General features: G+C 41.9%; 22 protein-coding genes. 6 read left to right on the forward strand and 16 right to left on the reverse strand.

The annotated features are described in order from the left end of the window. The first annotated feature begins 232 nt into the window (after positions 1 to 232). The 5 genes from IQ13_RS09465 (at position 233) to IQ13_RS09485 (ending at position 11538) form a co-directional block, all read left to right on the forward strand. Complete coding sequence (locus IQ13_RS09465) at positions 233 to 3595, forward strand: TonB-dependent receptor (protein ID WP_158637361.1); 3363 nt, start codon at positions 233 to 235, stop codon at positions 3593 to 3595. 10 nt (positions 3596 to 3605) lie between these two features. Next, complete coding sequence (locus IQ13_RS09470; protein ID WP_144886099.1) at positions 3606 to 5384, forward strand: RagB/SusD family nutrient uptake outer membrane protein; 1779 nt, start codon at positions 3606 to 3608, stop codon at positions 5382 to 5384. A gap of 195 nt (positions 5385 to 5579) precedes the next feature. After that, on the forward strand, positions 5580 to 7142 hold the full coding sequence (locus IQ13_RS09475) for a sulfatase family protein (protein WP_144886100.1): 1563 nt from the start codon (positions 5580 to 5582) through the stop codon (positions 7140 to 7142). Positions 7143 to 7463: 321 nt separating this feature from the next. Continuing rightward, positions 7464 to 10328 (forward strand): glycoside hydrolase family 2 protein, encoded by a 2865-nt coding sequence (locus IQ13_RS09480; RefSeq protein ID WP_144886101.1) that lies wholly within the window; start codon positions 7464 to 7466, stop codon positions 10326 to 10328. Positions 10329 to 10332: 4 nt separating this feature from the next. Then, complete coding sequence (locus IQ13_RS09485; protein WP_144886102.1) at positions 10333 to 11538, forward strand: hypothetical protein; 1206 nt, start codon at positions 10333 to 10335, stop codon at positions 11536 to 11538. An 89-nt stretch (positions 11539 to 11627) separates the two neighbouring features. Here the strand turns inward: IQ13_RS09485 and IQ13_RS09490 are convergent, their stop codons facing one another. The 7 genes from IQ13_RS09490 to IQ13_RS09520 all read right to left on the reverse strand — a co-directional run bounded on the left by IQ13_RS09490 (position 11628) and on the right by IQ13_RS09520 (position 17275). Beyond that, positions 11628 to 11912, reverse strand: a complete 285-nt coding sequence (locus tag IQ13_RS09490) for a hypothetical protein (protein WP_144886103.1) — start codon at positions 11910 to 11912, stop codon at positions 11628 to 11630. A 10-nt stretch (positions 11913 to 11922) separates the two neighbouring features. Beyond that, on the reverse strand, positions 11923 to 12117 hold the full coding sequence (locus IQ13_RS09495; RefSeq protein ID WP_144886104.1) for a hypothetical protein: 195 nt from the start codon (positions 12115 to 12117) through the stop codon (positions 11923 to 11925). 130 nt (positions 12118 to 12247) lie between these two features. Then, on the reverse strand, positions 12248 to 12631 hold the full coding sequence (locus tag IQ13_RS09500) for a hypothetical protein (RefSeq protein WP_144886105.1): 384 nt from the start codon (positions 12629 to 12631) through the stop codon (positions 12248 to 12250). A 112-nt stretch (positions 12632 to 12743) separates the two neighbouring features. Further along, positions 12744 to 13667 carry a DNA adenine methylase gene (locus IQ13_RS09505; protein WP_144886106.1) on the reverse strand — a complete coding sequence of 308 codons (924 nt, stop codon included), beginning with the start codon at positions 13665 to 13667 and terminating at the stop codon, positions 12744 to 12746. Further along, positions 13664 to 14659 carry a type II restriction endonuclease gene (locus IQ13_RS09510; protein WP_144886107.1) on the reverse strand — a complete coding sequence of 332 codons (996 nt, stop codon included), beginning with the start codon at positions 14657 to 14659 and terminating at the stop codon, positions 13664 to 13666. Before IQ13_RS09510 ends, IQ13_RS09505 begins: the two co-directional genes overlap by 4 nt. A gap of 184 nt (positions 14660 to 14843) precedes the next feature. Beyond that, positions 14844 to 16490 (reverse strand): DNA polymerase/3'-5' exonuclease PolX, encoded by a 1647-nt coding sequence (locus IQ13_RS09515; RefSeq protein WP_144886108.1) that lies wholly within the window; start codon positions 16488 to 16490, stop codon positions 14844 to 14846. Between the two features lie 302 nt (positions 16491 to 16792). Then, complete coding sequence (locus IQ13_RS09520) at positions 16793 to 17275, reverse strand: hypothetical protein (protein WP_144886109.1); 483 nt, start codon at positions 17273 to 17275, stop codon at positions 16793 to 16795. 166 nt (positions 17276 to 17441) lie between these two features. On the opposite strand from IQ13_RS09520, the gene rimO reads away from it, so the two are divergent. Further along, the gene (gene rimO, locus IQ13_RS09525) at positions 17442 to 18752 is read left to right on the forward strand and encodes a 30S ribosomal protein S12 methylthiotransferase RimO (RefSeq protein WP_144886110.1); all 1311 of its coding nucleotides are present in this window, start codon (positions 17442 to 17444) and stop codon (positions 18750 to 18752) included. Between the two features lie 46 nt (positions 18753 to 18798). Here rimO and IQ13_RS09530 read toward each other — a convergent pair whose 3' ends face one another. The 9 genes from IQ13_RS09530 to IQ13_RS09570 all read right to left on the reverse strand — a co-directional run bounded on the left by IQ13_RS09530 (position 18799) and on the right by IQ13_RS09570 (position 26149). After that, a complete protein-coding gene (locus IQ13_RS09530) occupies positions 18799 to 19965 on the reverse strand; it encodes a cytochrome-c peroxidase (RefSeq protein ID WP_199758216.1) in 1167 nt (388 codons plus the stop codon). Positions 19966 to 20004: 39 nt separating this feature from the next. After that, positions 20005 to 20478: a periplasmic heavy metal sensor gene (locus IQ13_RS09535; RefSeq protein ID WP_144886111.1), complete on the reverse strand. Its 474-nt coding sequence runs from the start codon at positions 20476 to 20478 to the stop codon at positions 20005 to 20007. A gap of 11 nt (positions 20479 to 20489) precedes the next feature. Next, complete coding sequence (locus IQ13_RS09540; protein WP_144886112.1) at positions 20490 to 20789, reverse strand: hypothetical protein; 300 nt, start codon at positions 20787 to 20789, stop codon at positions 20490 to 20492. 40 nt (positions 20790 to 20829) lie between these two features. Then, the gene (locus IQ13_RS09545; RefSeq protein ID WP_144886113.1) at positions 20830 to 21381 is read right to left on the reverse strand and encodes an RNA polymerase sigma factor; all 552 of its coding nucleotides are present in this window, start codon (positions 21379 to 21381) and stop codon (positions 20830 to 20832) included. Positions 21382 to 21570: 189 nt separating this feature from the next. Continuing rightward, positions 21571 to 22569, reverse strand: coding sequence for a hypothetical protein (locus IQ13_RS09550; RefSeq protein WP_144886114.1), 999 nt, complete (start codon positions 22567 to 22569; stop codon positions 21571 to 21573). 41 nt (positions 22570 to 22610) lie between these two features. Further along, positions 22611 to 23195, reverse strand: a complete 585-nt coding sequence (locus IQ13_RS09555) for a hypothetical protein (RefSeq protein ID WP_144886115.1) — start codon at positions 23193 to 23195, stop codon at positions 22611 to 22613. Beyond that, positions 23185 to 23775, reverse strand: a complete 591-nt coding sequence (locus tag IQ13_RS09560; protein ID WP_144886116.1) for an RNA polymerase sigma factor — start codon at positions 23773 to 23775, stop codon at positions 23185 to 23187. Before IQ13_RS09560 ends, IQ13_RS09555 begins: the two co-directional genes overlap by 11 nt. Before the next feature lie 87 nt (positions 23776 to 23862). Further along, positions 23863 to 25143, reverse strand: a complete 1281-nt coding sequence (locus IQ13_RS09565; RefSeq protein ID WP_144886117.1) for a sterol desaturase family protein — start codon at positions 25141 to 25143, stop codon at positions 23863 to 23865. A gap of 127 nt (positions 25144 to 25270) precedes the next feature. Next, complete coding sequence (locus IQ13_RS09570) at positions 25271 to 26149, reverse strand: AraC family transcriptional regulator (RefSeq protein WP_144886118.1); 879 nt, start codon at positions 26147 to 26149, stop codon at positions 25271 to 25273. Positions 26150 to 26184 lie beyond the last annotated feature (35 nt).

Here is a 26184-nt window from a genome sequence, read left to right on the forward strand (position 1 = left end):
AAAATCAGAACAATGTAAACCGAGTATCGTAGGCAAGAGCGTATAAAAAAGCCGGAAGTGGTTGCAACACTCCCGGCGAAAGATCAGGGCTCTTCAACAAGCAATCAAACCAATTGAGACTGTTTATCGTTAAACCCCCAAAAACGAAGTTATGCCATTTACTGCTTTTAGTTTTCAGCACGAGCGAAAACTAACCAAAACATGCCCTCCTGTCAGGAAGGCACTATTGATTATGAAACTTATTGCTGTCTTTCTCTTTGCAGCCTGCATGCAGGTATTTGCAGAAGCCCATTCACAAACGGTAACGCTTTCAGTAAAGAATGCGCCCTTCCAGAAAGTATTAAAGGAAATCAGAAAACAAACAGGCTATAACTATATATGCACTGTTGAAATGATGGAACTGGTGGGCAATGTAAGCGTAGATGCCAAAAATGTTTCCTTGCAGCAGGCACTGGAAGAATGCCTGCAAAAAACGCCGCTTACGTTTACCATTGTAGAAAATACAATCGTAATTAAGCGGAAGGTAACAGCAGTACCCACTGCAACTGTTACAAAAGAATCACCGCCTCCTGCCGACATTACGGTAAAAGGAAAAGTAACAGATGAAAGCGGAACGCCGCTTCCGGGTGCATCTGTAAATGTAAAAGGAACCGGCAAAGGAGTTAATACGGATAGCAACGGCGACTTTTCAATCAGTGTACCAGACAATTCAGCAATGATTCTGGTAATTTCTTTTGTGGGTATGGAAACAAAAGAAATTAGTGTGAAAGGATTGACAAGCGTACAGGTTACTTTAAGTAAACAGGAAATTCAGCAACAGGAAATTGTAGTAGTAGGTTACGGTACACAAAAGAAAGCAACTGTTACAGGTGCTGTAGCACAGGTAGGAGCCAAAGTTTTACAGTCTGCACCGGTGCCGAATACCTCACAGTTACTTGTGGGTAGAATGCCCGGTTTATTGGCAAAAACTGCCGGTGGCTTACCTGGTGAGGACAATGCCAGCCTGCAGATACGAGGCTATGGTACAGCATTGGTAATTGTGGATGGTTTGCCAACTCCCTTTAACCGTATCGATCCCAACGATATTGAATCGGTTTCAATATTAAAAGATGCATCTGCCGCCATTTATGGTGCAAGAGCCGGTAACGGTGTAATACTCGTTACAACCAAGCGTGGTAAAACAGGTGCACCACAAATTACTTACTCTGGTACGTACACTTACCAGATGCCATCTGCTTTTCAGAAAACAGTAAATGCAGGCGATTGGGCTGAGTTACGTAGAGAAGCTGCACTTAACTACGGTTTAAACCCCGGCGAGTTTACAGAAGATGTAGTACAGAAATACAAAGCTGGCAACGAAGCCAACTATAAATCATACAACTGGCGTGATGCCATCTTTCGTACCGGTGCACCCATGATGCAGCAAAGTATTACGGTTAGCGGTGGTACACCAACGTTAAAATATTTTGGTTCGCTGGGTATTACCAATCAGCAGAGTGTATTTACATCAGGTGATTATTATTACAAGCGTTATAACTCACGCTTAAACGTAGATGCGACCATTGCCAAGAACCTCTCCTTGCGTTTTGATATGCAGTATCGTTTTGGTCAGGATCAACAGGTGGGTTCTATTGAAGATGTAATGGTTGATTTCAGTACAGCACAACCCCGTTACAATCCTTACCTGCCAGATCCTACAAAAAATGCATACACCGGTTTCCAGTCCCGCAATCCATTGTTGCGTATTGATGCAGAAAGGAAAGGATACAACCGCACAAGCTCTAATTTTTTCAACGGACAAATTGGCCTGAACTATAAAATACCTTTCGTAGAAGGCTTGCGTCTTGGTGCCGATTTATTGGTGAGCCAGTCTGCAGATTATACGAAAGTATTTAATACGCCTGCAGAGGTATATGATTACGACTATGATACAAAGGTTTATACCTACATGGCCAACATGGGTAATTTTATTACACTCAGAGAAACCAATGCACGTTACTTCCAGGTTTACCCAATGCTGAAAGTGAATTACGATCGTGACTTTGGTAACCATCGCATCAGTGCAATGGGTATTGCCGAACAACTGCAGAATGGTGGTAATTCGTTAATGGCTTTCCGTCGTGATCTGTTGTCGCCATCTGTACAGCAACTTTATTCCGGTGGCCAGGATTTCCAGGATAATACCGGCACACAAAGTCAAATGTCGAGAGTGGCATACATCGGTAAAGTAAATTATGATTATGCAGGTAAGTACCTGGCAGAATTTATTTTAAGAGCAGACGCCAGTGCGAATTTCCCGAAGAATTCAAGATGGGGTTATTTCCCGGGCGTTTCTGTTGGCTGGGTTTTCTCGAAAGAGAAATTTATGGATAACGCATCATCATGGCTTACGAATGGTAAACTGCGGCTTTCTTACGGACAGTCGGGTAACGATGGTACCAGCCAGTTCAGTTACCTCACAGGCTACGATATTAATGCCGGTGGATATATTATGGGAAGTACCTATTACAAAACCATCACAACCACAGGTCTTCCAAACCCCGACATTACCTGGGAGAGTATAACCAACTACAATGCAGGTATTGATTTAACACTGTGGAAAGGCAAACTGGTATTTGAAGGAAACGTGTTTTACAGATTAAGAGATGGTATCCTTGCTTCGCAGCAAAGAGCTGTGCCTTCAACTTTTGGCGCAACCTTACCTCCGGTAAATCTTAATAAGCAAAGTAACAGAGGTTTCGAACTCATGATCGATTACCGTCCAAAGATCAGAGGTGTACAGCTTTCCATTATGCCTACGTTTACGTTTACACAAAACAAGTGGGAGTACAGAGATGAAACAGCGTATACCGATCCTGATCAAATCAGAATTTACAAGTTAACGGGTAAATCAACCAACCTCTCTTGGGGCTATAAGTCAGATGGTATTTTCATGTCGCAGGCTGAGATTGACAAACTCACATTTAACCAGGATGGTGTAGGTAACACAACATTGCGTCCCGGCGATATCCGTTATGTTGATTTAAATAAAGATGGTATTCTCGATTGGCGTGATCAGGATAAAATTGGTAAAGGAACATTCCCCGAAGTTGTATATAGTTTAGTGCTGGGCGCAACATACAAAGGCCTGTCGTTAGAAATGTTATGGCAAGGTTCAACAGGCTTTAACTTCTATGTAACCGGTGCCGCTGCTTCGATGTTCTCCAACGAATCCATTCCGTACGATTATCATTATACCTATCGTTGGCAGCCAGATCCTGCAAATCCAACGCAGAACATCAATCCAAAGGCACAATTGCCTGCGGCTTCATTGGGCTTAAACCCCAATAATATCAAGCGTTCCGATTTCTGGATGAAAGACGCCACATTCATTCGTTTGCGTAACGTCAACTTATCGTACAGCTTCAGTGGTAACTGGACCAAAAAATTAGGATTCAAAAATCTGCAGGTATTTGCATCTGCTACCAACCTGCTAACATTCAGCAGACTTGGATTTTACAAGAACACATTTGATCCTGATGCGAACTTAAGTGGTGAAGGACGCAACTATCCGATTCACAAAAACATTGCAGGCGGAGTACGCTTAACATTTTAAATAAAAGTTTATGAGAAATATAATCATTGCTTTCATTGTAACAGGCTTGATAGGTTGTACCAAAGTATTGGACATACAACCACTCGATATGATTGCCGGAACAACCGTATTTAAAGATAAAAATCTCATTGAAGCAAATTTGCTTAGCTTATACGACCGCACGAAGTTCCAGGAACTCGGCAACCAGGAAAATTTCAGAATGGGTTTATTAGCAGGTCCTGGAGGGGAATGCCGGGCGTTTGGCGACTGGCAGGATCCTTACATCGCTTCCATTAAAATTTACGACAACACTGGTTCAGGTTTGCTCGATTATTGGGCCTATACTGCCATCCGTCAAATCAATGAATTTATCGAAGGTGTAAAAGGTTCTTCATTTGAACAAACGTATAAAGATCAAAAAATTAGTGAAGCACGTTTCCTTCGTGGGTTTATCTATCACCAAATGGTGAAGCGTTTTGGTGGTGTACCCATTATTACCAAAGTACAGCAGTTAACAGATCCTAAAGAAGAATTATACCCTGTTCGCAATAAAGAAGCAGAAGTATATGATTTCATCGCTAAAGAAATGGATGAAATAGTTCCATTGTTGCCGGCTGCATATCCGGGTAATGATTATGGCAGACCAACAAAATTTGCTGCATTGGCACTCAAAAGCAGAGCTATGCTTTATGCAGGCAGTATTGCAAAATTTGGTACAGTAGCACTGGATGGTGTAGTGGGTATTCCTGCAAGCGAAGCAGATAGATATTTTACTGCTGCCATGGATGCTTCAAAAGCAATTATGGATAATCCTGCATTTAGTTTATACAACAAGGTGCCTACTGATCCTGTAAAAAACTTTACGCAGTTATTTACCGATGAGAATAATAATCCGGAAATTATCTTCGGTGTTAAATGGGATGCAAAACTCCTCAAAGGCCATTCGTGGGATGCGTTATGTACACCGGCAGGTTTTACATCGGGTTGGAACTCGAACTTTAATGTGTTTCTCGAGTTTGTGGATCTGTTCGATTACCAGGATGGAAGATCCGGTGTAATGAACCGCACCTTGCTTACAAGCTCAAGACTGCATGATATCGATTCGTTGTTCGGCAAACGTGATCCCCGTTTCAGAGCATCCACTTTTTATCCTGAATGTATCTGGCAAGGCAAGAAAGTATTCTTCCATTCCAGTACCAGGTATAAAAATGCCAGTGGCCAGGTGGTTACAAGTTCCAGCGCAACATTCATGATTCCAAATTCAGTATCTGCACAATTCCCCGATGGTTTTTATGCCAAAGCACCCGACCGCAATACGCAAAAAACAGGTGTGTATTTACGAAAGCGTTGCGATGAAGCATTGACGCCTGCAGCAAGCGCACAATCAAGCACTGATTTCATTGTGTTCAGGCTGGGTGAAATTCTGCTTAACTATGCAGAGGCAGCATTCTATCTGAATAAAACGACCGAAGCACTTACTGCCATCAACCGCATCAGAACAAGGGCTGCTATGCCACAACGTACAGCCTTAACAGAAGCCAACATCCGCCAGGAAAGACAAGTGGAACTGGCTTTTGAAGAGCACAGATATTGGGATTTACGCAGATGGCGTATTGCTGAACAGGAGTTGAACGGAAAGCGCTTCCAGGGCTTAAACTATGTGTATGATTTTGATGCAAAAAAATACATCATCACCTTAAAAAATGCAGAAGGCGTAGCAAGGGTATTCCAGCCTCGTCACTACTACTTACCATTGGGTATAGACAGAATTGCCGACAATCCAAGTTTGGTTGAGAATCCCGGATACTGATGTGTTTAACGAAGGTTGTATGCTTTGAAAGCATACCCTTCTTTATGAAAAAGCCATCATTGTAAAGTTTTACCTGATAATTATCAATAAAGGTGCTTAAATAATTATTTAAGCGCCTTTATTACTACTTGAAAATAATTTACAGCTTTTTAACCTGAAAAATGATTCAGTTAAAAGGCATTGAAAAATGATCGTATGCAAAGCCGTAAGAAAAAAAAGGATAGCCGGAAGTTCGTCATCATCGGTTTGTTTGCCGCAACAGTTGTAACGCTGTTTGCGTTTCGTGAGAAGCAGGAAACAAAAGCGCAAAAGCCCATGAATGTGATTTTCATTTTAACCGATGATCACAGGTTTGATTTTATGGGTTTCACCGGTAAAGTTCCCTGGCTGGAAACTCCGGCAATGGATCAGTTAGCAAAGCAGGGCGTATGGGTGCGCAATGCAACAGTAACAACCTCTCTTTGTTCTCCATCACGTGCATCCATTCTTACCGGGCAGTATGCACACACGCATAAGGTGGTTGATAATTTTTCGCCACTGCCTGCTAATCTGAATTTCTTTCCGGAGTACCTGCAGAAAGTTGGTTACCGCACTGCATTCTTCGGCAAATGGCATATGGGTCATGCAGGTGATGATCCGCAAAAAGGCTTCAATCATTGGGAGAGTTTCAAAGGGCAGGGTGTGTATTTCAATCCCTTGCTCAACATTAATGGACAGCATGTACAATACAAAGACAGTACCTACATTACCGATCTGTTAACTGAGCATGCAACTACATGGATGCGTCAGCAACCGAAGAATAAACCCTTCTTCATGTATGTATCGCATAAAGGTGTGCACGATGAATTTATGCCTGCACCACGTCATCGTAACAAGTATCATGGCAAGCCCATCAACTATCCTTCTACCATCAACTTAACAGCAACAGAAAAAAGTAAGCTGCATGGCGATGTTTGTAAAAGCCCGATTGCGGCGATGGTGAAGAATGATACCAATTACAATGTAAAAGATATTCCGCAATGGGTATGGGCACAGCGTGACAGCTGGCACGGTGTAGATTTTATGTATGACGGTCGTGTGCAGTTCGATGATTTTTATTATCGCTATTGTGAAACGTTATTGGCGATTGATGAAAGTATTGCCAGCATCCGTAAATCAGTTGAAGAGTTAGGCATTGCTGAGAATACCATGATCATTTACATGGGTGATAATGGCTTCTTAATGGGTGAACATGGACTCATCGACAAACGCAATATGTACGAAGAAAGCCAGAAAGTGCCTTTACTGGTGTATGCACCGGGCATGTCGCACAATGGTAAACCACTCGATCAGATTATCCAGGGCGTTGATATTGCCCCTACTGTGCTTGAAGTTGCAGGTGTAACAAAACCTGCCAATATGCAGGGACAATCGTTCTTACCATTGCTGCAGGATAAAACTGTAGAATGGCGTAACAAAGCATTTTATGAATATTACTGGGAGTTTTCTTATCCGCAAACACCAACAACGTTGGGCGTTAGAGAAGGCTCACACAAATTTATTTTCTACCCCGGTCTTTGGGATGTATCTGAATTTTATGATCTGAGCACTGATCCTGAAGAAAAGAAAAATCTCTATCGTCATCCGGCATGGCAAAATGAGATTGGCCGCATGCGTAAGGAATTATGGCAATGGCTCTTTGAAACCGGGGGCTTACAAATTCCGCTAAAACCAATCAATGAAAAGAGAGGTGATTATGGCAACAAAGGATTGTATTAACAGCAAGCTTAAAAATAAAACGTCGATTCTTCTGGCAAGCATTTGGTGAGTTATATAGCAACGACGGCGGTCCGGATGGTCGGTGGAAACACCGGCCACAGATCGCCAATAACGAAAGTAACAGTAGTAGTTTAAATAAGCGTTCATAAACCTTGTTAGTAAACGCACAACCGATGATGCGTGAATATTCTCACTCGCTGTTTTCAGGAGTATGTTTTTTTGTCGTAGGGTAAAGCAAAAATCTATTCTTCCGATAGTTGTATCGTAGCCATCAGGCATCGTCATCTGATGATTATTCTTTAAAAATCGAACCATTCTTTCATGAAACTATTTGCGATTACTAATAAAAGAGTTGCTGTTCTTATTGTGTTGTTGCTGTTTGGCAAGAGTTATTTGTTCGCACAAAAGCAACTCAACTTTGGATTAACCAAAAAACAGCCGGTAGAAACTTTGCCAAAAGGTAAAGCACCGTTTCAAACTGCAGTTGAAAAACCAAGATCGGGAAAAGCAGGTGAAGCAACAGCGTTGGGTAATGCAAACTATCGTCTTGCCAGTGGATGGGAGTTAACGGATGATCTGACGAATCTGTTAGGTTCACCATCTGTGTTTACTGAAGTCATTAACAGCAAAGGTTGGTACGATGCAGTTGTGCCGGGAACAGTGTTAACATCGTTAGTAGCAGCCGGAAAATTTCCCGATCCTTATTTCGGTTTGAACAACATGGCTATCACCGATTCTTTGTGCCGCAAAGAGTGGTGGTATCGTACAACATTTGAAACACCAAAAAATGAAAATGGAAAGCTGGCTTGGCTTTGTTTTAACGGCATCAACTACAAAGCACGTGTTTGGCTGAATGGTCATTTGCTTGGCGATATCAAAGGCGCATTCACCCGGGGTAAGTTTCAGGTAACAGATCATTTAAAAACAAACGGACGCAATGTGTTGCTGGTGCAAATATTACCGCCGCATAATCCGGGCATACCCGATGAACAATCTGCATTATCCGGCATGGGGAAAAATGGCGGTGTACATACATTGGATGGTCCCACGTTTTTTGCAACAGAAGGATGGGATTGGATACCCGGCATCAGAGACCGTAACATGGGCATCTGGCAAGATGTTCAACTTTCATTCACCGGCAGTGTCACTTCTTCCGATCCGCAGGTAATCACTGATCTGCCGTTGCCTAATACAACCAGCGCTAATGTTACACTGCGTACAACCGTAATCAACAACAGCGCAACAACACAGGAAGCAACCATTCATTTTTCGTTTGAAGGAGTGGCTGTATCTAAAAAAGTAAAGCTGGCACCGGGACAAACATTGCCTGTTGTATTTACGCCTGCTGATGCGGCACAACTCAACGTAAAAAATCCACGCTTGTGGTGGCCCAATGGTTATGGCTTACCGAATTTATACAATGCTACCATTAAAGTAACAGATGCAAAAGGCTTGGAAGAAATCAAACAGTTTCGTTTTGGCATCAGGGAATATGCGTATGAATTGATGGCCGATACAGAAGAGAAGCAAGCGGTGCGTTTTGCATATAGCCCAACAGATAGTAGAACAGATAAACCCATCATAGACTATACAAAACGCCGTGCATTCAAGGACAAAATTTTTATACCTACACTGCGTAAAGAATTTCCATCGGAAAAAATGCAAGTGCTGTCAGATAATGACAATCCATTTTTGGTGATTAAAGTGAACGGCGTTGCCGTGTATTGCAAAGGTGGCAACTGGGGTATAGATGATGCCATGAAAAAAGTAAGCCGGGAAAATCTGGAACCAGCTTTTCGTTTGCATCGTGAAGCAAACTTCAACATGATCCGTAACTGGACAGGTGAAAGCACTGAACCTGTTTTCTTTGATCTGGCTGATGAATACGGTATGTTGGTGTGGAATGATTTCTGGTTAAGTACCGAAGGCTTCAATCTCAATCCAAGCGATGATCAATTGTTTTTAGACAACAGTTTAGACATGATTAAGCGTTACCGCAATCATCCATCTATTGCGATCTGGTGTCCGAGAAACGAAGGCTATGCACCGGCAGGTATTGAAAACGATCTGGCAACACAAGTTGCAAAAGAAGATGGTACACGGCATTACATTGGTAATTCAAGAGAAATCAATCTGCGGCAAAGTGGTCCCTGGCATTTCTTCGTCAACAACAAAGATTATTTCAGCAAACAAGGCGATGGTTTTACAACGGAGATCGGTACGTTCTCTGTTCCTGAAGCTAGTACCATTCGCAAGTTTATAGCACCGGAAGATCAATGGCCCATCAATGATGTGTGGCACTACCATGATCTGCACACCAATAATCAAAATCTCGAGGGCTATCTGCATACAGCAGACAGTTTGTATGGAGTGTCGAATAGTCTTGATGATTTTAACCGCAAGATTCAACTCATTAATTACGACAGTCACAGATCCATCTTTGAAGCATGGAATAACAAATTATGGAACAACAGTAGTGGCGTATTGCTGTGGATGAGTCATCCTGCATGGCCAAGCATGATCTGGCAAACCTATTCATGGGATTTTCAAACGCATGGTTCGTTTTACGGTTCAAAAAAAGGATGCGAGCCTTTGCATATTCAACTGAACCTGCACAACAACCAGGTAATTGCCGTGAATACTTCGTTAAACAACGTGAAAGATGCAATGGCTGTGATGCAGGTATACACAATGGATGGAAAACTGTTGCAAAACAAAACTGCTCCTCTTGCTATTCAGACAAATGCAAAAGCCGATGTGTTTACAGCAACATTGGATGAAGCCAGCTTGCCTGCTAATTATTTGGTACGTCTTTCCATAACAGACAAAAAGGGAAATGTGCTTGCTGCCAATGAATACTGGAAAGCCAATACAGCAACAGGTCATTTTAAAGCATTCAACCAGTTGCCTGTTGTAACGCTTTCATCGAAAGCAACACGTCTTGCAAACGGACAAATCAAAATTGAACTGGAAAATAAAACCAAACATCCTGCTGTTGGTATCAAGTTGGATGCACTGGATAACGCAGCACAAATTGTACTGCCGGCTTATTTCAGCGACGGATATTTTACATTACTCCCCGGCGAAAAGAAAACCATTTTGCTTGCACCTGTTGATACAAAAGCAATCAAAGAAATAAAAGTAGCCGGTTATAATCTTACAGGAACTGTATCCATTAAAAACTAATCACATGATCAAGTCTGTTATAACTTCTCTTTTCGTATTGCTGTTTACTGTTACACAAGCCCAGAAGACAATTCAATACGATAGCATTAAACCGATGGAGCCTTATAATTTTATTTTGGGCACGAATACCATTGGCGGCAAGTACCAGTTTACAAACGACTCTAAACTGCTGGAACAGGCAAAGCATGTGCGGGGTATGGGTTCGAATATGCTGAAAATTTCGTTGGGCGCCAACTCTCCGAAAAGTTATGGATTAACCATCGATCAGCAACCGTCTACTACATTACAGTTATTCAATGCTTCGCCGGAATATAAGAAAGTAGTTGATATGGATTTCAAATACATTTTTATGTGGGTACATACCATCACCGGTATCAATTGGAAGAAAGGTATTAATGCCGAACAGGAGAAACGTTTGTATGATGAGATGTTTGATTTTGCTACCTACCTGTTGAAGACCTACAACAATTCCGGTAAAACATTTTTGATCGGCAACTGGGAAGGCGATTGGCTTTTATTGCCCGATTACAACCGCACAGCAGCTCCACCACAGGAGCACCTGCAAAACATGACGAAGTGGTTTCAGATAAGACAAAAATCAGTTGATGATGCAAAGAAAGCAGTTGCATCAAAAAATGTTCAGCTCTATCACTACATCGAAGTAAACCTGGTGCTGAAAGGTATGAAAGGTGAGCCTTGCATTGCCAGCAGCGTATTGCCGTATGTAAATGTGGACCTGGTTTCGTACAGCAGTTACGAAGCCATCAAGAACAGAACCTACAGTGAAAAGCAAGAACAGTTGAAGAGTATTTTCAACTACCTCGAAAAACAATTGCAGCCGAAAGAAGGACTGCCGTTTTCACGCAGAGTGTATATCGGCGAATACGGTTATCATGCCAACAGCAATAAGCCCGAATCATTTACCAAGCAGTACAATGAAACAAAAGAGATCATGAAGATTTCATTGGAACTCAACTTGCCCTTCGCCTTGCATTGGCAGATGTATAACAACGAATACGAAACCAACGGTGAGTCCAAACAAATGTCGCTCATTAACGAGCAGGGCGAAAGAATGCCCTTGTACTTTCTGCATCAAACATATTATCAGCAGATGAATCGCTTTTTGATCAACTATAAAGCAAGCAACAAGTCTGCCCCTTCTACAGAAGTGTTCCGCAAAAAAGCATTGGAAGTATTGGATGCGTTGTGATTTTTTTTGCGGCTTGCGCTTTATTGTGGACGGTTTTTAAACCTGCTCTTAGTCAGCACATCAACATGATGACTGTGCAACCGGTAGCTTTAATTACCTGCAAACGGCGACCCGAAAATACCCACTGCCAGTTCTGCCCAGGTGAGTAAAAACAGGATGACAAGAACTGCACAAACAATCAATCTGTTTCTCGTTGTCTTTACCATTCTCAATGTAAGTTCAATGAGTGCTCCCGTTCCAAATAACATTACACCCATAAGGGCGAAATCGGCGATGCTCCAGTTGACTTCGTTTGTAAACTGCATACCGATAAACGGAATTGTTAACAGTATTGCTGCAGTGGTGAAAATGATAAGTAATCTTTTGTGTTTCATTATGGCAGAATTAACCGGCATGAGCGTTGATTTTCTTTTGAATAAATAGAAAGGATAGAATTCCTGTTAAGCATAAAAACAAAGGGATTGCTCCGGGTTCTCCTTCCACTGTAACCATAAATGCTAACAGGGCGGCGCCCAGCAGCAATAAGATGATGGAAAGCAACCTGAATGTTTTTAGCCTGGAAAGAATTTTCGATTGCATGAATTTAAATTAAAAGTACTTTGAAATACAAAGTAAATGCATAGAAGCTGAATTTCAAAATATTTTTAGTTGAGGGACAAAAGATGCAGCTGTACTGCTGGGGAGACGCTGCAGTGTAAAAACAGGTCAGTTATTTTTCCAGTTTTTCAAACCTGCTGGTAATTGTGAGATCAAGAAGAAGACCAAGGCCCACGCCGGCTCCGTACATGAAAATATCCAATGGATCGTACGTGTTTCCAAACAAATGAATATTGTTCAATTGCAGCAACTCAACAAAAACACCGAATGAAAAAGTAGCAACTGCTGCAATAGCTCTGGAGTGAAGAACAGAAAGTTTTTTCCGTAACGACAGCTGCAGTAACAGGTAAAGATTGAGGGGAAGTAACAGATCAATTAAATAACCGTGCACAAATTGTTTGAAAGGCCCCTGGTAACCGGGCCCGGTCACAAAATGCAAAAGCCCCACGAACAATGAGATGGCTACAATGAGGTAGATGCTCTTTTTGCTTTTCATTTACTTTTTGTTTGTCAAAAGGCGAGTCGGTTGTACCAGACTCGCCTGCGAAGGAAAAAACAAGATTTCACTTGCTTTTTTAAACAGTTTATGTTGGAGGTAGCTCTTCTTCTCATTCGCCCCAGTGTATTGCTAATTGTTCAGGTGGGGTTTGCACTTTCATTCCGTGATTGTGGGTTTCAAAATTATCAGTATCGAAATTGCAAACTAAAGCTTCAACAACTGTCCGCCTGTTCTCAATGTTGCCACCGTTATGATAAAAATGGTCTTTAGTTACAATGTTGAACCGGCTCCAAAACTTATTTATCATTTCGTTCTCTCTCCAGTCGTTGTGATGCCAAGTAGAAAGAATAAATTTTGCTTTTGTTTCGGAAAGTAAATTGAATAAAAGTTCTTCGTCTTGTTCTGTCCAGCCGTTATAGTAGTCAACATGTCTGCCGAAATACGGTGGGTCGCAATAGATAATGTCGTTCCCTGTCGCAAGAGGAATAATGTTAGCAAACGATTTATTGTGAAAAGTCCATTTTGGTTCTGGCTGTATGACTTGTGAAACTGTCGAAACCTGATTTGTTATTTTAGTGATGTACGCTTGTGCAAAACGGTCTGGTTTTTTGCAAAATGGAATGTTCCAATTTCCCTTGCTGCCAAATCGCATCATTCCGTTGAAACCCGCTCTTGAAAGGAAAATAAAATCGTAGGGTGAAAACTCTCCGCTATTAAAACGTGTCCGAACTTTCAAGTAATGTTCGTAGCCGTTATTCTCGGCTTTGCTCAATAACTCACCTTCTCTTTCGAGATATTGTTTCATTAAAGGTGCAGTTATTGTCTTGTCTTGAATACTCTTGTAAAAATTGATAATGTGCGGATTAGTGTCGTTGAGAATAGCTTTTTTGTAACCCGAATTAAAAGCAACTACACCAGTTCCAAGAAATGGCTCAATCCATTTGCCCGAAACTTTTGGGGCAAGTTCCATTATCCAAGGAACTAACTTGGTTTTTATCCCCTGACTTTTTATTGGCGGAACGATTACTCTCATTTCTTTCCTCCTTTTTTCTTTGGAAATTTCTTTAGGGCAGTTTTTTTACTTGATTTCTTAACTGCAACTTTCTTTGAAAGAGTTTTATTCCCTTTAGTTTTTGCAACAATTTTAGATAGGAGTTCTTTTCGGTTCTTGAACTCCAAGAAATCTTTAAGCGTAGTAATTTTAGTCGGCTTTCCGTCTTTTACTATTATAGCCGAACCGTGATTTATCCAGTATTCGTCAAACCATTCTTCACCTAACTTGCTGAAAATTCCATTTTCATTTTTCAGGTCGTCAATGTCGAAAATAGAACCAATGTTTGCTGTGTTTCCCGAACCTTGTTTGTCGCTTGCAATTTTCCATTTCTCTGCTGCAAAAAAGTCAAAGTCCTTAATTACCGAAGTAATGGATTTTAAGTTCTTTACTGTCGTAACTGAACGCTCGCCAACTTTTTTCTTTGGAGTTTCATATTCTTCTTGAAGTTCCTGAACTTGATAAATTTCTGTTTCTGCAAGGTCGTCTGAAACATCTGTCCGAGTGTAAATAACACCTAAACAATAATGTCCTGTATATTGATTGTAGGGAAACTGAATGTTCTTGTCCTTATCTCGCTCTTTGAAATAACCACCGTGACTGCCAAGTGTAAAACCAGCAGTTTTATCGTTTCGTCTGAAAGTGGTTTTTATATCAAGTGCAAATTTTACTTCTTCATTATCCTTTTTAACGAAAGTCAAGTCAGGATACCAATTTTGTTTTTCGGCAAGAATGATTTTGTAACCGATGCTGTCGGCAAACTGCAAGATTTGCGGAAAGATGTGTATTTCAAGAATTTTTGAAACGATTTTGGTGTCAGAAGAAATCGTATAGATGTTTTTGTAAACGTCAATAAAGCCTTTTACCGTCCAGTCGCCATTGTCGGTGGAAACGTATTTTTCGAGCTTGTCCGCAAACATATCAAGCTCCTTTTTGAAGTCTGATTTATACTTGTTTTTTTCCTTTAAGTTCATCTCTCGAATGTAATTAAAATTGTCGTCCTTTTTGCAGTTCTTTCAATGAAGTACCGTCATTTTAGAATGACCACCAACACATTAATATACTCAACCCTGAGCAAATTTTGAAATTTCTAATTCTTTGAATTTCATCAGTTGCTATATGCGCTTTTTAGATTGTTGGTTGCATAATTGCCTCAACTCATATCCCTTTTTCCATCCGTACATCCATAATATATTCTTCAAACTCACGTAACGAAAAACTGCTGAGGTTACGACTGTTGGTTAAGCGGCCTTTCTGTGCGGCCAGTACACCGTACTTAATATCGTTGTAACCACTCAGCTCATGTGCATCGGGGTCAATGGAGAGGATAGCGCCTTTGTCTAATGCATAAGGGATCCAGCGCCAGTCAATATCTAACCGACGGGGGTGAGCGTTCAGTTCTATCACCACACTGTTGGCCACACAGGCATCAATAATTTTTTTATGATCGAGTGGATAGCCGGCACGGCTTAATAACAATCGTCCCGTCATGTGACCGAGGATGGTGGTGTAGGGATTTTCAATCGCATTCAATACACGCATCATTGCCTTATCTTCGTTCATTTTTAAATTGCTGTGTACCGATGCAATTACTAAATCAAAACTTGCCAATGTATCATCATCATAATCCAGCGAACCATCACCTAAAATATCGGCTTCAATACTTTTAAAAATGCGGAAGCCGTTGAGCTTGCTGTTCAGCTCATCAATGTACTGGTGCTGTGCTTCGATTCGCTCTACACTTAAACCATTGGCATAGCCGGCGCTCTTGCTGTGGTCGCTGATCACCAAATATTCAAAACCTTGTTCCTGCGCATGGCGGGCCATGGTTTCAATGGTTTCTCCACCATCGCTCCAGTTACTGTGGCTGTGGATAATGCCTTTGATCGATTTCACATCAATGAGATCATTTACCGGTTCTGCATTGTATTCTTCACGCAAACAGGAGGGGATGTAAGCAATGCCTTTTTCTTCAAACAACACTTGTTCTTCAGCTGCAGGTTGTACTTGGCCCCAGGCGTTTAAAAATGCTTCAGCTGCCGATGTTTGAAACAAGGTACTGCCAAATGCATCGGCTGTTGTTATATGAAACTGCAGTGTAATATTCTCCGGTCCTTTCACCGAAAGAAAAACATCGCTCTGTTCTTTTATTTCAAAATTATGATTGCTGAATACAGGCAGTAATGCAGTAACAGGTGCCGTGGTTACCCATTCCAGCTGATGTATGATTTCCAGCTGTCGTCTGAACTCACCCGTTAGTTCAAAACGGTAATCGGTAAAATGCGTACGCAGGTTGTTGTCAACTGCCAGTGCATACGCTTCCACATCGGCATACAAATGAATATCCTTGTGCTGCAGAAAAAATTCAATCGATTCTTTGACATTCTGCTGTGTTTTTTCGCCAAAGCCTTTAAACAGCAGCAAACGGTTTTCGTTGCAGGCATACAGTAATTCACCAATGCTTTCAATTTCCATTTCTTTCCAGATAGTGGATATTTTTTTCGGACCAATCCCTTTTATCTGCAGCATTTCAATAACACCGGCTGGTGTGCGTGCAATCAAATCGTTCAGCGCCTGTAATTCACCAGTCTGTAAAATCTCTATAACTTTTTTAGCGGTGCTTGCACCAATGCCTTTGTAGGTAGAAATTTTGGAAGGCTCTGTTTCGGCCAACTGCACAGGAAGCTTTTCAATATTAAATGCAGCGGCGGCGTATGTTTTTGCTTTAAACGCATCTTCGCCATGAATATCCATGAGTTTGCTGAGCAAGGAAAAACGGTCGGCTATCTGGTAATTATCGATCATGAAAAAGCATTTCTTTATACAAAGAAACAGATTTCACAGAACCAAAGTTTGTGTAAGAAGAAGAGGTGGGGTATAAAAAAGAAAAACTTCCGTTTCGGGAAGTTTTCAAGGGATAGGCGGATTATCGCCGATATTCCATAAGATTAGAGATCATTAGTCTTTCAGAGGATGTGAATTATATGGTTCTCTTATAGGGTATACGTTCATTGCTGTTATAAAACTAAACACTGAAAAGGATACACTCAAACTTAATTCAGCTGTTTAAGTGTATCCTTTTACTACCGCCATAAGATAACTTTCGGTTAGAACGTGTAGCGTAAAGCGATACCGCCCCAGTTGCCCGAAAAACCACCATAATCGCCAAATTCAAACGATGGTTGCCAGTCGATGGACATGTTAATAGGCGCACCGTTGAATTTATAATCCAAACCTAATACACCATCAATACCAATTAATGCGCCACCTCTGTAACCGGGGTAGTAACGATCCCAATAACGGTTATTCCAGAAGCCAACGTGTGCACCGGGACCAACATACCATTTTAAACCGGGCGCTCCGTTAATGTTTCCATGAAACTCGTATAAGCCTGTTATACGAACACCATCTCTCCAGAAATAGGCAATACCTTCCAATGCATTTTTATCAACAAAATGCTTCAGCGTAATACCTGCACCGGGATAAAATTTTACACCCAATGCTGTTTTGTAACTGCTTCCTTTTGATTGTGCGCTTGCAAACGTTGTACAGGCTGCAAGGATAAGAGAGGCCATGATAAGTTTTTTCATACATGTGAGTTTTAGAATAACCATGGCTTGTAAAAACCATGCCAAACTTTAACAAACCCTGTTCTGATGTTTCCTTTCTGCCTGAATCTGTTACCTTTGCGGCTTCGGTTGGCTGATGCAATGCAAGACAGCAACAGCTTTTACCTTCCAAAAAATAAATACGACAATGAAGAGTAAGACCTTAAAGAAGGATAAAGTCAACATCATTACACTCGGTTGCAGTAAGAATATGGTGGATAGTGAAGTGCTGAGTGGCCAGCTACTGGCAAATGAAATTGATGTGGTGCACGAAAGCAGCAAGCGTGATCATAACATTGTAATTGTAAATACCTGTGGCTTTATTGACAAGGCAAAAGAAGAAAGCATCAATACCATTCTCGACCAGGTAGAATTAAAGCGCAGAGGTAAACTGGATAAAGTAATTGTTACCGGTTGTTTAAGCGAACGTTATAAAAACAACCTGGAAGCAGAAATACCCGAGGTGGATGCGTTTTATGGTACCATGGAATTACCCATGATCTTAAAACAGTTTGAGGCCGATTATAAAACCGAACTGGTAGGTGAACGTTTGCTGGCAACACCCTCGCATTATGCGTATTTAAAAATCAGCGAAGGATGTAACCGTACCTGTGCGTTTTGTGCTATTCCGCTCATGCGTGGACAGCATGTAAGCAAAAGCATGGACGACCTGGTGAAAGAAGCAGAAGGTTTGGTGAAGAAAGGTGTGAAAGAAGTGATGTTGATTGCACAAGAACTGACATACTACGGTTTGGATCTGTACAAGAAACGGATGCTGGGCGATTTGATGAATCGTTTAGCCGATGTAAAAGGGTTGGAATGGATCCGTTTGCATTATGCTTATCCGCACAAGTTTCCGTTAGATGTATTGGATGTCATGCGTGAACGCCCCAATATTTGTAACTACCTCGATATGCCGTTGCAGCATGCCAGCGATAATATGCTGAAAGCCATGCGCCGTCAGATTACTCGTACAGAAACAGAAGAGTTAATTGCTGCAGTGCGTGAAAAAGTTCCCGGTCTTTGTTTGCGTACAACTTTAATTGCAGGCTTCCCCGGTGAAACGCTCGATGATATTGAAGAAACAAAACTCTTTTTACAGAAACAACGTTTCGACCGTGTGGGCATTTTTACGTACAGTCATGAAGAAGGCACCAGTGGTTTTGATTTGGTGGATGATGTACCTGCTGAAGAAAAAGAACGCCGTGCACAGGAAATTATGGGTGTACAGCAGGAAATTTCTTTTGAGTTGAACCAGGAAAAAGTGGGACAAACATTTAAAACAATCGTTGATAAAAAAGAAGCAGGTCGTTATTTAGGTCGTACCGAATTTGATTCGGTGGAAGTAGATAACGAAGTGATCATCCAAACCGATAAGCGGTTGAAGATTGGTGAATTTGTAAACGTAAAAATTACCAAAGCATTTGACTACGATCTGGAAGGCGAAGTTGTTGCTTAAAATTCTTACATAAAAAAAGCCCCGTTGTAAAACGGGGCTTTTTTATTTATTTGAATGGGTTCGAAAATTTATCGTCTTTTAAAATGGCATGATCGGTCAGTGTTTTTAAGAAAGCCAGCAGATCATCTTTTTCCTGTTGTGTAAGGTTTAAGCGTCGTGGTCCTGTACCGTCTGCTGTGCGTAATTGAGGCGGCAGGTTGGGGTTCAACTTTATACCACTGTTATAATGTTCAATTACTTGTTGCAGTGTGGTAAAGCGTCCGTCGTGCATGTACGGAGCAGTCAGTTCAATGCCTTTTAATGAAGGCACTTTAAACTTACCTGCATCGGCAGCATTGTTGCTGATGCCGCCCACACCTCTATCAACAATAGGTGATTCAAGTCCATTGTTTTCTGCACGTGGCGCCGTAAATGTTTCGGTACCATGGCAGGTTGCACAAGCCGTTTGCGCACTAAAGAACAAAGCCTTACCTCTGTTTTCTGCTGCAGTAAAATTGGGATAGTTAGTTGCTACAGGATTGGCCGGCGGGTTAATGGTTGCTCTTCCTGTATCGAACTTTGTGCGGTACGAAATGATGGAGCGTATAAACTGAGCCAACGATTTTGAAATACGATCGGAAGTGATGCTTCGGTCGCCAAATGCTTTTTCAAATAAATACGGGTAATGCGTTGTCTTGTTGAGCCGGTTGATCAGGGTATCTAAACGCATGCCCATTTCAACAACATCCTGTACGGGTATCAGTACCTGCTGCTCCAATGTGGCTGCACGTTCATCCCAAAAAAAACGGCGGTTGGGATAATACACCGCATTAATGAGCGACATGGAATGTCGGCCGGTGAGTCCGTTATTAAAACCCTTGCTTAATACGCTGGCATCGCTGAAACTGTTTTCACGTTTATGACAACTTGCACAGGCTACACTGTTATTGATCGATAAAACTTTATCGTAAAACAAAACACGGCCAAGTGTGGCGCCCCAATTGGTTACAGGGTTCGTTGCATCGGTATTGTTTTGCCCGGTAATAACGGGGTTATTTAAATACGCCGGTAAGGGTTGGTTGCTGTAGTTGAAAGGTTCTGCCGGGAGATTTAATGCTGCTAAGGCATTGCTGTCGGCAGCGGGCTCGTTCTTTTTTTTGCATGCTTCTGCAAATACAAGCAACATACAAAATGTAACGGCAGCAAAAGTGATGCGGGTTGTGGATTGGGGCATATGGCTGGTTAATGGTATCGATCGTCTGTTGCAAAGGACTTAGGGTCTACGTTCTCTTCCACCTTGCGGCGGCATTCTTCTCTTCTGCATTTCTTCAATCGTTTTCTTAAATAATTCTACCTGTTCGGGTTTGCACAAGGCACGTATCTGCATAAAGTGTTTATGAAAGGCCAGTTCAAATTTCTTTTTGTTGGCAGCAGATAAGTTGGTGAGCGAGTCGAGCAAGAGGCTGTCGCTGCTTCCGTCTTTCAACAGCTTAAACTTTGCATCCTGTATTTGTTTGTCTTCGTTGCGTAAGGCTTCCAGTTCGGCTTTGTGTGCATCTCTCAGTTTCTTCAGCTCTTCGGTTTGCTGTGCATCGAAGTTGAGCTTTTTACTGATGTATTCAGAATACGGACGGCCACCGCCACGATGTTTATCATCGGAACGTTTACCCCAAACAAAATACAACGTCACGGCGTTCAGGGCCAGTAGTAATACTACAAGTACGGTGAGGAATTTTGTTTTGTTCATAATCTAAGCTGTCAGGGTAAAGACGTGTAAGAATTATCAGTATTGTATTCGTTAAGTACCGTTTCAATGTCAACACCGGTGGTACTTTTGGATGAGTTGTTGCTCCAGCCCAGTACATTCAGTAAAAGCATGATGGTAAAGATGCCGGCCATGGCATACACCCATTTTAACTGCACAGGTTGCCTGTCGGGCAGCTGCTGTTGTAAACGGGCCATTACACGGGTATGCAGGTGTGGATTGCCCTCTGCCGCTTGCATTCCCTGCAAACTGCCCAGTATGTCATCAACCCATTGTTCCTGATTTTTCTTCATGTCTCGTTATTTTGACGTTCTGTATGTAAAAAACTTGCGATTATCCTTCTTTTTTATAAAAATCGGCCAACATGCCCCGCAGGTTTTTGCGTGCCCGGAACAGCATCGACTCGATTGATGAGACCGAACTACCTGTAATTTCGCTAATTTCTGCATAACTGAGGCCGGCTGTTTCGCTCAATAAAAAGGCAATTTTCTGTGTTTCGGGTAGTTTATCAATGGCTTTGTACAGGATAGCGGCCTTTTCCCGGTTTTCGGTTACCACGCCGGGGTGCACAAAATCGCCTGCATCGCTGATGGGTTCGCCACTATCGTGGAAAAGACTGGTTAAAAACGCAAACCGTTTTTTCCGCTTCTTGCTCCGCAAATGATCGATGCTTTTGTTAATGGCGATGCGGTAGAGCCAGGTGCTTACCTGTGCTTCACCTTTAAATGTATGGGCTTTGTTCCAGGCCTCAATAAACACATCCTGAGTAATTTCTTCTGCATCTTCTGCATTCTGCAACAGGTTCAACGCCGTGTTGTACACCCTTGGCTGGTGCTGTGTGATGAAATCCCGGAAAGCCTGTTCATTGTCACGAAAATTAAGCATGCAGGTAGAATGTAGAAAGTGCCGGAAAAGATAAGAAGGAATAATGGATTGAAAAAAATCCCCTTCGGCAAAGCAGAAGGGGAACGATGATAAGGTTAGCTGTTATCTTAAACGGAATTAAGAAACCGGTGTATGTCCTCCCGAAGAATCAGGAGGGCTTGAATCAATCAACATGAGAAAAAGGCTTTATCAGATCACTTCTTTTTTCTTTTCTTTCTTTTTTTCTTTCAGATCCTGTTCAGTTGCCTGGCCAATGATGATTTTGCCAAAGCTCGATTTTACTTCAACTTTTGAAGAGCCAGAACCCGAACGGCCTTCGTAACTGCGGTTGGAGTCAGGACCATATTTATCAGGTGTGTCCGTACGTTTAATATTGGCATTGCTGCGGTCGGTTACAGAACCAAAGCTTGTTCTGATATTGTAGGTACCCGAAAAATCAGAGGAAGGCTTGAGGTTAACTGTGCTGTACGATTCGTTCAGCTGTAAAGAAGTAACATCGTTGTCAATTGCAATCCGGCTGCTGCTGCAGAACGAAAGGTTTATTTTATTGTCCCCCTTCATATTTTCGATGGATACAGTTGAAAACTTAAACGATGTATTGGCATTGTTGATGTTCTTCAGATTGGCTTTGCCAAACTCTACTTCCAGTTTTTGAATGGATGCAAGGTTGCCTGCTGTTAACGAACCAAACTTACTAACCAATGACACCGCACCATTGTAATCGGGAATAGTGATTGCCCCAAATGAGTTTTCAATCTTTAACGGAACAGATGCAGGCAGCTGAACAGTGTACGTAATGTTCATGCTTACTTTACAGTTTTTGCAGTTGATGTTGCCGTTTTTGTTTTTGCTGGTAGTGGTTTTGAATTTTATTTCATTACCATCCTTGCTTTCGGTTACATCGAGGTTTTCGAACATTTTCTCCGCCATCTCTTTATCGCTGGAACTTGCTTCGATGTGGATGTCTACTTTGATTTCGTTTTTATTCCAGGTAGTAACCGTAACATCACCGAAGCTGTTTTCAATATTCAGCGAAGCGCCGGAAGCTGAATAGGTTTTAGAAACCGTACGTTCTTTTACATGTTCGTAACGCTTACGCTCAGGTTTCTGTTCGTTTTGTTGTGCAGTTGCCTGCAGTGTAAGGAACAGCAATACTATTCCGGTGAAGGATTTCAATGATAAGTTCATGCTTAATTTTTTTGAGTGATGTAAGGTGAATGCACCAACAGTTATCCGTTGGGTAATTCGTTGTTTTGTTTTGTTTGTTTTTTGATGTCGTTGGTGATCATCAGCTGGCGGTACAACAACTCTGCCTGCAGTTGCAGATTTTGCAGCATCGCTTTCATGATCACATCTTTATTAGCTGTTTGTGCAGCCTGCCGTTGCAGCATATTGTAAGTACTGTCGAGCAGTTGCAGATCGCTTAAAAACTGTTTGTATAGTTCGGGGTTATCAGCTGTTGCTTCTTTTAATTCTTCCTGTCGTGTTTCAATGGCATTGAATACCTGCTTTGCTTCTGCAGCATATTCGGGTGTAATTCCTTTTAGCGGCGAAACATTCTTGCCGGCTTCTGCAACAGTGGCATTGTCATTCCTCTGGCTGCGGATATAAATAAAATACACCGATGTTAATACGATGCACAATACCGCTGCTGCTGCCGAGAATTTATATATGTCTCTCAGCGAAAAAACTTTTGCTTCTTTCTTTTTTAACGGAATGGTTTGCTCAATTTTTTTCCACACATCATTGCTTGGATGCTCGGTATCAAACTCGCTACGGTTCCGGTTCACAAATTTTTCCAGGTTACTGCTCATATACTTCCTGTTTTAACAGTTGTACTAATTTTTGTTTGGCACGCATGTATTGTGTGCGTACAGTTGAATGGGCGAGTTGCATTATACTTGCAACTTCTTCCTGTTCGTATCCTTCAATTAAATGCAGACTCAATACAGTTCGATAGCCATCGGGCAACTTTTGCATGGCCTGTTTAATACTCTCTACACTATACCAGATTTCATCTTCGTCTATTGGAGCTTCATCGGCAATATTTTCAGCATCCGTTTCCAGTCCGTTCAAGTGTAGCTTTTGTTTTTTCAGGTGTGCAATGCTTTTGTACACCACAATCTGCCGCAGCCATGCACCAAAGGTTGATCGTCCTTCAAACGAACCGAGTTGCTGAAACGCATCGGTAAATGCTTCCTGTAAAATATCTTCTGCATCATCGGTACGGTTTACGATACGCAAAACTGTATTATACATAGCCTTTGCATAACGTTCGTACAGGGCCCTATACGCCGTTGCATCGCCGCTGAGGCATTGCTGCACTAATTCTTCTGCAGATGTGATGATTGTTGACAGGTTCAATGGTTTTATACTATAAAGTATGAAGGTCATGCATTTTGTTGCATGACCTTCGTAAGTTTTTTTTGCCTGAAAGATGAATGGATGGAAAAGCGGATGAGTGGAGGCATTCTTGCTTCATCACGCCACCGCCATCACCCTTTCATCTTCCTTCGCATGCTTCATCACAAACCAGAGCGTAACAATTGTAGAGAGTAGAAAGTAAGCACCAACGCCATATTTAATGAACGGACTTAGTGCTGTTGCGCCAAACCAATCGCCGGTTTGCAGAATGATAGCAATGCCCAAACTGTTTTTAATGATTTCCCAAACGATGGCATATTTATTCCGGTCCATCAGTTCGGTGTAAGCGTACACACTCAGGAACACAAACAAACCATAGACATAAATATATGAGGCATTGAGTGTGTTGATGGGCGCAATATTGCCAAAAAGATAACTGATGAATAATAAGGCCATCGTTATCTGCACCCAACTCCATACATGCAGGGAAGGAGAGGCTTTGGTATCGTACTTCTGCATGTGGTACACATCATTGATCTTGTGCACAGGAAATTTTTCGGCAACATCTGCAGGGCGCCAGCCGGTGGGCATTATCCAGATGCGGAATTTATCGTTCCAGTTTTTGGTATGCCAGGCATCTTTTATCATCAGCCACAAATGCATGAAATTTATTTTGATGGGGTTCCATGTTTGCACCGGGCGTGTAATACCATACACCGGTGGTTTATCGGCTAACTCTTCCTGGTAAGTACCAAACCATTTATCCCAGAAAATAAAAATCTGTCCGTAGTTCTTATCCAAATATTCGGGATTAATCGCATGATGCACACGATGATGCGAAGGCGTAACAATGATCTTTTCCAGGAAACCCATTCGGTTGATGTGTTGTGTATGGTACCAGAACTGTGCAAACAAATGCAGGGGTGCTACAACAGCAATCACCATGGGCGGTACACCCAATAAAGCAGCAGGCAATAAAAAGATGGTAAAGATGCGGAACACAACCGAAATACTTTGCCGCAAGGCGCAGGCTAAATTAAAATCTTCACTGCTGTGATGGATGATGTGTGCGTTCCAGAAAAAATTATACTCATGATCCAAACGATGCACCCAATATCCGGCAAAGTCCAAAGCAATAAATGCAATGATATAAGTAAGGATGCTGTTTTGCACATGTACCAGCGCCAGTTTATCAACTAACCATCCATAGCTGATGATGGCAATGCTTAAACCCAATACATCTTTCGTAACATTGGTAATACCGCTGCTGAGGCTTGAGATCATATCCAGGTTGCGGACGGTTTGTTTTCCCTTCCACGCTCCATACAATGTTTCGCCAAGTACCAGCAATAAAAAAGCCGGCATGGCAATGAGTAAAATCTTACCGTAAGTTTCCATGTGCAAACAATCTTTGATAAAGATAGGTATTCATCAGAAATCAATTTCTCAAAATGATCGTCATTGCGAGCCTGCGAAGCAATCTTATAAGGAGACTGCTTCGTTCCTCGCAGTGACGGCCTGTACATCAGTTTACCTGCTGCCGGTAATCGGCCATGTAACGGGAAGGCGAAACACCGGTTACCTGTTTAAATACCCGGTTAAAACTCACCGCACTGCTAAAGCCGCATTCGTATGCAACGGATGAAATGGCAACGACTGAATTGCCCGTCATTTTTTTGCAAGCTTCGTTGATGCGTATTTCATTGAGAAAGCGGATATAGGTTTTACGGGTATGCTTTTTAAAGTAACGGCAAAAAGCCTGTACGGTTAGATGCGCAACGGAAGCAATTTGTTCCAGACTAATGTGTTCGGTATAATGCTCCATGGTGTAACGGTACACATCATTCATCCGTAAACCTTCTGTATCGGAAATACTGTACACATTGGATGCAGATGAAAGCACACGGTTGCCTTTGCTGTTGCTGAGTGTTTGCAACAATTGAAGAAAGGCTGAAAGCCGGTAACCTTGTTTAGCCTGTTGTACAAATTGCATCTCAGTCAAAATTTTTTTACTTGCTGTTGCAGAAATTTTCAGGCCGGTTGTTGTCTGTTCAATAAAACGACGGATCGGTTTTGTTTCGGGTAAGGCCAACACCGTTTCATAAAACTGTGCTGGATTGAAAAAAAGCGAAAGTGCTTCTACCGTTTTCTTCTTGCGCTTATCAAAGTAAACAGGATCGCTTTTGAACAAGTGTGGCTGATTAGCTCCCAATACATAAATATCTCCCGGACGAAACGGCTGCATATAATTCCCGGCGATCAGTGTACCTGTTCCTTCTTTGATCCAGGTGATCTGGATTTCCTGATGCCTGTGCAGATGCACATAAAAATGCGGCAGTACATCTTCCTGCACCACAATGGAACTGTCGCCTGCAACCGGTATCGTAAACTGTACAACCTTCATATTTTAGCCAATATGAACCTTTTTTGTAAAAGTAA

Origin of the sequence: Lacibacter cauensis (assembly GCF_007830055.1) — a bacterium.
Taxonomy (GTDB): domain Bacteria; phylum Bacteroidota; class Bacteroidia; order Chitinophagales; family Chitinophagaceae; genus Lacibacter; species Lacibacter cauensis.

What these genes read in the sequence shown, in the direction of transcription:
- IQ13_RS09465 (WP_158637361.1), top strand. Translation starts at nt 233, where the DNA reads ATGAAACTTATTGCTGTCTTTCTCTTTGCAGCCTGCATGCAGGTATTT.
- IQ13_RS09470 (WP_144886099.1), top strand. Translation starts at nt 3,606, where the DNA reads ATGAGAAATATAATCATTGCTTTCATTGTAACAGGCTTGATAGGTTGT.
- IQ13_RS09475 (WP_144886100.1), top strand. Translation starts at nt 5,580, where the DNA reads ATGCAAAGCCGTAAGAAAAAAAAGGATAGCCGGAAGTTCGTCATCATC.
- IQ13_RS09480 (WP_144886101.1), top strand. Translation starts at nt 7,464, where the DNA reads ATGAAACTATTTGCGATTACTAATAAAAGAGTTGCTGTTCTTATTGTG.
- IQ13_RS09485 (WP_144886102.1), top strand. Translation starts at nt 10,333, where the DNA reads ATGATCAAGTCTGTTATAACTTCTCTTTTCGTATTGCTGTTTACTGTT.
- IQ13_RS09490 (WP_144886103.1), bottom strand. Translation starts at nt 11,912, where the DNA reads ATGAAACACAAAAGATTACTTATCATTTTCACCACTGCAGCAATACTG.
- IQ13_RS09495 (WP_144886104.1), bottom strand. Translation starts at nt 12,117, where the DNA reads ATGCAATCGAAAATTCTTTCCAGGCTAAAAACATTCAGGTTGCTTTCC.
- IQ13_RS09500 (WP_144886105.1), bottom strand. Translation starts at nt 12,631, where the DNA reads ATGAAAAGCAAAAAGAGCATCTACCTCATTGTAGCCATCTCATTGTTC.
- IQ13_RS09505 (WP_144886106.1), bottom strand. Translation starts at nt 13,667, where the DNA reads ATGAGAGTAATCGTTCCGCCAATAAAAAGTCAGGGGATAAAAACCAAG.
- IQ13_RS09510 (WP_144886107.1), bottom strand. Translation starts at nt 14,659, where the DNA reads ATGAACTTAAAGGAAAAAAACAAGTATAAATCAGACTTCAAAAAGGAG.
- IQ13_RS09515 (WP_144886108.1), bottom strand. Translation starts at nt 16,490, where the DNA reads ATGATCGATAATTACCAGATAGCCGACCGTTTTTCCTTGCTCAGCAAA.
- IQ13_RS09520 (WP_144886109.1), bottom strand. Translation starts at nt 17,275, where the DNA reads ATGAAAAAACTTATCATGGCCTCTCTTATCCTTGCAGCCTGTACAACG.
- rimO (WP_144886110.1), top strand. Translation starts at nt 17,442, where the DNA reads ATGAAGAGTAAGACCTTAAAGAAGGATAAAGTCAACATCATTACACTC.
- IQ13_RS09530 (WP_199758216.1), bottom strand. Translation starts at nt 19,965, where the DNA reads ATGCCCCAATCCACAACCCGCATCACTTTTGCTGCCGTTACATTTTGT.
- IQ13_RS09535 (WP_144886111.1), bottom strand. Translation starts at nt 20,478, where the DNA reads ATGAACAAAACAAAATTCCTCACCGTACTTGTAGTATTACTACTGGCC.
- IQ13_RS09540 (WP_144886112.1), bottom strand. Translation starts at nt 20,789, where the DNA reads ATGAAGAAAAATCAGGAACAATGGGTTGATGACATACTGGGCAGTTTG.
- IQ13_RS09545 (WP_144886113.1), bottom strand. Translation starts at nt 21,381, where the DNA reads ATGCTTAATTTTCGTGACAATGAACAGGCTTTCCGGGATTTCATCACA.
- IQ13_RS09550 (WP_144886114.1), bottom strand. Translation starts at nt 22,569, where the DNA reads ATGAACTTATCATTGAAATCCTTCACCGGAATAGTATTGCTGTTCCTT.
- IQ13_RS09555 (WP_144886115.1), bottom strand. Translation starts at nt 23,195, where the DNA reads ATGAGCAGTAACCTGGAAAAATTTGTGAACCGGAACCGTAGCGAGTTT.
- IQ13_RS09560 (WP_144886116.1), bottom strand. Translation starts at nt 23,775, where the DNA reads ATGACCTTCATACTTTATAGTATAAAACCATTGAACCTGTCAACAATC.
- IQ13_RS09565 (WP_144886117.1), bottom strand. Translation starts at nt 25,143, where the DNA reads ATGGAAACTTACGGTAAGATTTTACTCATTGCCATGCCGGCTTTTTTA.
- IQ13_RS09570 (WP_144886118.1), bottom strand. Translation starts at nt 26,149, where the DNA reads ATGAAGGTTGTACAGTTTACGATACCGGTTGCAGGCGACAGTTCCATT.